The following is a 5,901-nucleotide window of genomic DNA, read 5'->3' as shown; positions in this document are numbered from 1 at the left end:
CCCCTTCTGCCGTTGGCTAACCGGTCAGGATGCTGCGGTAGCAGTCCGCATTCCTGCCATTCGCCGCAGGCGCGAAATCACGTGCTTTCCGAACAGGAAATCTGCGGACGAACCAGACTTTTGCGATTGGACAAGGCGTGTCCGCTCAATGCCCGTCTCCGACATTGGCGTCAGGATGTCTGACAGCGCGCTAAACTTAATTTGAGTTCACGTTTCCCAAGGGGGATTTGCGCCAATCTCTGCGACGAGAAAGTCCATGAATACCCGCACTTTGGGGGACAATACGTTGGACTTGGGATAGATCAGCCACAAGACATTGTCCTCTGCGGCTTCAAAGTTTGGAAGAACCCGTATCAAACGGCGTGACTTCAGTTGGTCATGCACGCTCCATAGAGCGTTCAGGGAAATACCAGCCCCGGCCAACGTGGCGCGGACCTGGCTTTGACCGTCGTCGATTATCAATTGACCTTTGGCTGATGCGGGATCGAAAACGGCGTTCTCGCCTGCCGGCCCTGTCAATGGCCGCAGTTGGCGGTTTTGGAAAGCGATCAGGTGGTGTTTTTTTAGATCATCAGGTACTTTCGGACTGCCGTGCATGTCCAGATAGTGGGGTGCAGCACAAAGAATGCGTCTGTCCTCGGCCAGCTTACGACCCTTCAGGCTAGTGTCGACAAGTGGCGCGTTCCTAAGTGCAAGATCATAACTCCCTTCGATCAGGTCGAATTGCACATCTGACAGACGCAAGTCGAGCGTGAGGTCAGGGTGTTGGTCAAGAAACTTCGGCAGGATCGGAGCGATGTAGAGTTGCGCAAAGCTGCTTGGCGCGGCAAAGCGCAATGTGCCCTTGATCGCAGTTGTTTGCTTGCCCAGAGCCGCAAGGGCAGCTTCCTCCTGCGCGATGATCTCGCGCGCGAAGGGCAGGAAATCCGTACCTTCGACCGACAGTGACACTTTTCGCGTTGTGCGATGTAAAAGTTCGGAACCCAGGCTTTGCTCCAACTTGGCGAGCTTTGCGCTGGATACAGCCGGGGCCATACCCAATGCGCGCCCTGCCGCGCTGATGTTCAGCATTTCTGCGGCCCTTACGAACAATCGCAATGCGTCAGTATCAAGTCCCATTATATTGCAAACCCGAATTATCATTCCGTGAATGGGCAGTTTATATGTGTTTTGATCGGCGTTAAATCCCTCTCATCGCTTCAATACTGCATGGGAAGTAGGCGCACATGACGCGGACAGCCACAGTCAACTACCACGTACACAAGCCGCACCGGCAAGCTTTTGAACTGGATGCAGGCGGGATCGCTGGAAACCTGGTTTCCCCCGAACTGTCCTCCACAGCTGTCGCATTAGGGGACACCCGTGCGACGGTCAACTCCGTTACATTTGTGTCTGATGCTGTTGAATTCACGACGCTGAAAACGCAGGTTCGGGGTTTTGCAGGCGACGCCTGGAAACCGACTTACGATACTGAACTGACAGCGACGCTTTCGGACAGGCTGGGCGCGCGCGAGGTTGTGATTTTCGATCATACCGTTCGGATTGATGACCCAAGTGCGACGCGCAAACCTGCGCGCAATGTCCACAGTGACTACAGCAAGGATGGTGCAGAACAACGGCTTATCGACCTGCTGGGTGCTGAGGTCGCAGCGGAATGGGCGCAAGGTCACTATGCCTTCGTCAATGTGTGGCGTCCTGTCGAACAGCCGATCAATTCGGCCCCTCTTGGTTTTGTTCGCCCGTCGTCGGTTGACCCGTCTGACTGGGTCCTGCTGGATCTGATCTATCCTGACCGCAAAGGGCAGATCATGGGGCTGGTGGGAAACCCCAAGCATGAATGGATCTACCAATCCAAGATGACGCCGGATGAGGTGGCGATTTTCAACATCTATGACAATCAAGGCCTGCCCTCGATTGCACATAGCGCCCTCGATATGGTCGAGGATCCAAACGTCGCCACCATTCGCAAAAGCATCGAGAGCCGCACTTTGGTGCGCTATTGAAGGAGGACCAGATATGTTGGATAAAATGCAGCCGTCTGAGTTTGCCCAAATCAACGAGGCCTACAACAAGGTCTTTCGTCCCAGGCGCCTGAGCGTTGGCCTTGTGTTGCCGCTCGAAGCATACGCAGTCGGCGCAGAACCGACGCTGCGGGGTCATCTGGAAGCGGCTCAGAAAGCTGAGGAACTCGGTTTTGCGGCACTGTGGCTACGCGACGTGCCGTTCAATGTCCCAAGCTTCGGTGATCCTGGGCAGGTTTTTGATCCATTTGTCTATCTGGGTGCGTTGGCAACGGTGACCAACCGGATAGCGCTTGGAACCTCGAGTGTGATCTTGCCATTGCGCCACCCCGCCCATGTCGCCAAGGCAGCAGCGACCGCAGATGTGCTCTCGGGTGGACGGTTGCTTATGGGTGTTGCGTCTGGTGATCGTCCCGAAGAGTACCCGGCGTTGAACCAGAGCTATGACGACCGGGGGGCTCGTTTCCGCGATAGCGTTGACTACATCCGTGCAGTTGGATCGGACTATCCCAAGCATGAATGCGTTCAGGGCATACTGTCTGGCGGGATAGACATCTTGCCAAAGCCACACGGCACACGACTACCGATGCTCATAACCGGTGGCAGCCAGCAATCGCCCGATTGGGTGGCGCAGAACGGCGACGGTTGGATGACCTATCCGCGCAATGCGTCCGCCCAAGGGCAGGTTATCGCGGATTACCGACGACGCGTTCGGGGGGCGGGCCAACCGGACAAGCCTGTCATGCAATCGCTTTATATCGATGTCGTTGCCGATCCCGCCGCACCTCCGCGCCCGATCCATCTCGGGTTTCAGTCTGGCACCGACTTCCTTCGCAGCTATCTGCACGAGATTGAAACGCTCGGGATCAATCATGTCGCGCTGAACCTAAGGTTCAACCAAGCATCTATCGATTCCACCCTCGAACATCTGGCGGACGTTGTGCTGCCTGACTTTTCCTAAAGGACAATACCTATGACCAAGACTATTCTTATCACAGGTTCAACCGACGGCATTGGATTGCTTACGGCAAAGAAACTGGCCGCCGAAGGGCACAAAGTGCTGTTGCATGGTCGCAGTGTTCCCAAGTTGGAGAGCGCAGCTGCCGAGGTTGGTGGGGATGTCGAAACCTATACCGCAGATCTGAGCGATCTGGGCGCGGTTCGAAAACTGACCGAAAAAATACGCACTAAGCATGCCAAACTTGATGTATTGATCAACAACGCAGGTGTGCTGAAAGCCCCGCAAACTGTGCTTGAGAACGGGCAGGACATCCGCTTTGTAGTGAACACGCTTGCGCCATATCTGCTGACCGAGTTGCTGCTGCCGATCATTCCTATCGACGGGCGTGTCGTGAACCTGTCATCGGCAGCTCAGGCCCCGGTAAACACCAAGGCCATGCGAGGCAATTTGCCGATGGCCGATATGGAAGCATATGCTCAAAGCAAGTTGGCGATCACCATCTGGACACGAGAATGGGCCAAATCGCTATCCGGTGCGCAGGTTTTGGTCGCAGTAAATCCTGGATCGCTTTTGGCCTCAAAGATGGTGAAAGAGGGTTTTGGCTTAGCTGGTAACGATATGAATATCGGCGCAGATATCCTGATTGATGCGGCATTGGGCGAGCGGTTCGCTGACGCGTCGGGCGCCTATTTTGACAATGACAGTGGGGCATTCTCAGATCCACACGCGGCAGCACTCGACAGGGGCCACGCTGCCGACGTCATGAATACCATCAGAGAATTGGTTAACCAAACCAACTGACCCGGGCGGCGCTAAAACGCCACGCACTTCCACCTTTAACGCTCCCTTACCCCTCACGTGTGCAGCGTCGAGGCCCAAGAAAGGAATGCCTAATGAAATACGAGAACTTTCAAACCTTTGACGTAGCCGTTGAGAACGGTATCGCTACAGTGACATTCAACTTTGGCTCCGTGAATGTGCAGGGCCAGGAAATGCTGGCAGATCTCAACAGTCTGGCCATGCGGCTGGAGCGAGATCGCGACACCAAGGTCGTGATCTTTCAATCTGCAAACCCGGAAATCTGGGTCTGCCACTACGACACCGAACTGCTCAAGGACATGTCGACTGAGGCCGTATCGCGCGAGGATGCGCAGCTTTTGGATCTGCAATCCGTCTGCGAGCGGATCAGTAAGGTACCGCAGGCAACCATCGCAAAGCTGGAAGGGTTTGCGCGCGGCGGCGGACATGAATTGGCATTGGCCCTCGACATGCGTTTTGCAGCGCGGGGCAAGTACAAGTTCATGCAGATGGAGGTTGGAATGGGCATTCTGCCCTGCGGTGGCGGTGCCTCACGCATGGCGCGTCAGACCGGTCTTGGCAAAGCGCTTGAGATCATCCTGAGCGCGCAAGATTATGACGCAGATGATGCCGAGCGTTTGGGCACCATCAACAAGGCGTTGGAGCCGGATGAAATTGGTCCCTACGTGACCGCACTGGCCGAACGGATCGCAAAATTCCCGGCAGAGTCGATCAATGCCTGCAAGCAGATGGTCTACGAATCCATCGACAAACCAATTGATGCGGCGCTGAAGGCCGAAGCCTATTGGCTCTATCAGGCCACCAGTAAAACTCCGGCGGTCAAACGGTTCACCATCGCGGATGAACAAGGTTTGGAACACGACATCGAAAACCAGCGCAACTGGGGCGATCTGGTGATTCAGGTTCAGGACATCAACTGAGCTACCCTCCAACGCAATGGCCTCTTCTGGCGTGCGTTGTTGCGAGCCGCGCCAAACAGAAATTCAAAAAGGTACATCCCAATGAAAGCAATGGTTCTTAACTCATACGGACCCGAAGCACCGTTCGAACTCACTGAACTGCCCGACCTTGTCGCAACTTCTGGACATGTCGTCGTCAAAGTGGCCGCTGTCAGCGTTAACACCGTCGACACGATGATCCGAAGCATGGGCGAGGATTTGCTTCTGTCCCCCGCCTTACCGGCGGTGCTTGGGATGGACTTTGCTGGCACAGTCGTCGCAATTGGCGATGGCGTGACAGATTTTGCCATAGGCGATGAGGTATACGGTTGCGCCGGCGGTTTGATGGACCTTCCGGGCTCTCTGGCAGAGTACATCAATGCAGATGCCCGCCTTATTGCACACAAACCCAAGACTTTGAGCATGCGCGAAGCCGCCGCGCTGCCTCTTGTCGGCATTACGGCCTACGAAGGGTTGACCAGAGCCAGTGTTGGCAAAGGGCAGACTGTTCTGGTTCAGGGCGGCGCGGGTGGGGTTGGTCATGTCGCGGTTCAAATCGCACGCCACCTTGGCGCAACCGTGTCCGCAACAGGTCGCGGTGCAGATCAAATGGCCTTGATCGAAGGACTTGGTGCGCGTCCCGTGGATTTTACAACGCAAAAAGTCGAGGACTATGTTGCCGAGCACACTGGTGGCGTAGGCTTCGATGTAGTGTTTGACAGCGTTGGTGGGCCAAACATGACAAACTCATTCGCCGCGGCCAAACTCAATGGTCAAGTTGCCTCGACGGTTGCGATGGTCGAGATTGATTTGACGCCTGTGCATTTCAAAGGCCTGTCTCTGCATGTCGTCTTCATGTTGATCCCGATGATGCACAATGTGGGACGGCAAACCCACGGTGACATCTTGCGGACACTGGCAGATCTGGCGGATGACGGCGCACTTAAACCGATTGTTGACGAACAGACGTTCGGGTCGGCCGATGTCGGCGCAGCTTACGCCCACCTTACGAATAGATCTGCGGTCGGAAAAGTCGTAGTGGAGTTGTGATAAGTTTCGGCTGAGATTGGTGCGCGGAAAATGATCTTGCGCACCAACTCAGTTTGAGTTGCAATTGATGTCGACTATACAGTGCTTAGCTGACCTTCGTGCAAATTGCGGA

Annotated in this window: 6 protein-coding genes; 5 read left to right on the top strand and 1 reads right to left on the bottom strand. The window is 55.3% G+C overall.

Annotated elements, in window-relative coordinates; translation table 11 throughout:
• Nucleotides 1–207: 207 nt before the first annotated feature.
• Nucleotides 208–1,119: a LysR family transcriptional regulator gene (locus tag AC2FGC_RS24085; protein WP_496727541.1), complete on the bottom strand. Its 912-nt coding sequence runs from the start codon at nucleotides 1,117–1,119 to the stop codon at nucleotides 208–210.
• Nucleotides 1,120–1,226: 107 nt separating this feature from the next.
• On the opposite strand from AC2FGC_RS24085, the gene AC2FGC_RS24080 reads away from it, so the two are divergent.
• From AC2FGC_RS24080 to AC2FGC_RS24060, 5 genes are all read left to right on the top strand, one after another.
• Complete coding sequence (locus AC2FGC_RS24080) at nucleotides 1,227–2,003, top strand: CmcJ/NvfI family oxidoreductase (RefSeq protein WP_496727542.1); 777 nt, start codon at nucleotides 1,227–1,229, stop codon at nucleotides 2,001–2,003.
• Between the two features lie 13 nt (nucleotides 2,004–2,016).
• The gene (locus AC2FGC_RS24075; RefSeq protein WP_496783651.1) at nucleotides 2,017–2,982 is read left to right on the top strand and encodes an LLM class oxidoreductase; all 966 of its coding nucleotides are present in this window, start codon (nucleotides 2,017–2,019) and stop codon (nucleotides 2,980–2,982) included.
• Between the two features lie 12 nt (nucleotides 2,983–2,994).
• Nucleotides 2,995–3,783: an SDR family NAD(P)-dependent oxidoreductase gene (locus AC2FGC_RS24070; protein ID WP_496727544.1), complete on the top strand. Its 789-nt coding sequence runs from the start codon at nucleotides 2,995–2,997 to the stop codon at nucleotides 3,781–3,783.
• 92 nt (nucleotides 3,784–3,875) lie between these two features.
• Complete coding sequence (locus AC2FGC_RS24065; RefSeq protein WP_496727545.1) at nucleotides 3,876–4,721, top strand: enoyl-CoA hydratase/isomerase family protein; 846 nt, start codon at nucleotides 3,876–3,878, stop codon at nucleotides 4,719–4,721.
• An 81-nt stretch (nucleotides 4,722–4,802) separates the two neighbouring features.
• Nucleotides 4,803–5,789 carry a zinc-dependent alcohol dehydrogenase family protein gene (locus tag AC2FGC_RS24060; RefSeq protein WP_496783649.1) on the top strand — a complete coding sequence of 329 codons (987 nt, stop codon included), beginning with the start codon at nucleotides 4,803–4,805 and terminating at the stop codon, nucleotides 5,787–5,789.
• The last annotated feature ends 112 nt before the right edge of the window (nucleotides 5,790–5,901 follow it).

Source organism: Ruegeria sp. CDSC054 (assembly GCF_059610645.1).
Note: the sequence above shows the minus strand (reverse complement) of the source record. Positions and strands in the feature narration are given on the sequence as shown.

What these genes read in the sequence shown, in the direction of transcription:
- AC2FGC_RS24080 (WP_496727542.1), top strand. Translation starts at nt 1,227, where the DNA reads ATGACGCGGACAGCCACAGTCAACTACCACGTACACAAGCCGCACCGG.
- AC2FGC_RS24075 (WP_496783651.1), top strand. Translation starts at nt 2,017, where the DNA reads ATGTTGGATAAAATGCAGCCGTCTGAGTTTGCCCAAATCAACGAGGCC.
- AC2FGC_RS24070 (WP_496727544.1), top strand. Translation starts at nt 2,995, where the DNA reads ATGACCAAGACTATTCTTATCACAGGTTCAACCGACGGCATTGGATTG.
- AC2FGC_RS24065 (WP_496727545.1), top strand. Translation starts at nt 3,876, where the DNA reads ATGAAATACGAGAACTTTCAAACCTTTGACGTAGCCGTTGAGAACGGT.
- AC2FGC_RS24060 (WP_496783649.1), top strand. Translation starts at nt 4,803, where the DNA reads ATGAAAGCAATGGTTCTTAACTCATACGGACCCGAAGCACCGTTCGAA.
- AC2FGC_RS24085 (WP_496727541.1), bottom strand. Translation starts at nt 1,119, where the DNA reads ATGGGACTTGATACTGACGCATTGCGATTGTTCGTAAGGGCCGCAGAA.